At 55.2% G+C, this 639-nt stretch carries 1 protein-coding gene; it reads right to left on the bottom strand.

From position 1 onward, the window contains the following. Positions 1-639, bottom strand: a 639-nt coding sequence (locus WH91_RS24810; RefSeq protein WP_046172967.1) for a hypothetical protein, incomplete at both ends; no start/stop codon positions are given.

Genomic DNA, 639 nt, shown 5'->3' with positions numbered 1-639 from the left:
CAGCTCTGGCAGCCGTTATAGTCCCGCGTTGCCAGGCCAAGATCACCAAGGAAATCCTTGGCGATGTTGGGTGACCATCCCAGTGTGGTTGCCACCGGCGGTTTAGTCCGCTCCCGGTGGCGCGCCTCTTTGATTTCCCGGATGCCCGCTTTGATGTCACCTTTGGACTGTGGGCGATGCACCGCAACGTGGCGTTGCCATCGACGCATTAGATCAATGTTGGGACCGAAGGCGAGAATGGCCCGCCATTGCGCCGACCGTCTGAGTTTTTTGTCCTTAATATTGAAGGACAGGCTTACGAAGGCGCTCTCGTACGACATGAGGACGTAGAGGACGAAGATGAACGGTAGGAACACGAGCGTCAGCAAGATTGGCGTGTAGAAGTCCCGCCATGTCTGGATCGTGGCGTAGTTCCAGAAATCCACTAGCGTCATCACCAGTGCGAGGCCGAAGAAGCCCAGCGAGAATAGCGCCAGGATGTTGGTCAGAACGGAGATAGCCTGCTTTGTTTTTGGATCACGATCGCCCACGGCGATCATACCAGTCAGCAGTGTGACGAAGGGTATGACCAACAACTCTACCCATAGCGGGTATGTGTAGAGGGTGATCAGAAACTGGATGAATGCCAGGATCTGGAAG

Origin of the sequence: Devosia psychrophila (assembly GCF_000971275.1) — a bacterium.
Lineage (GTDB): Bacteria > Pseudomonadota > Alphaproteobacteria > Rhizobiales > Devosiaceae > Devosia > Devosia psychrophila.
This window is presented reverse-complemented; position numbering and strand designations above follow the sequence as displayed.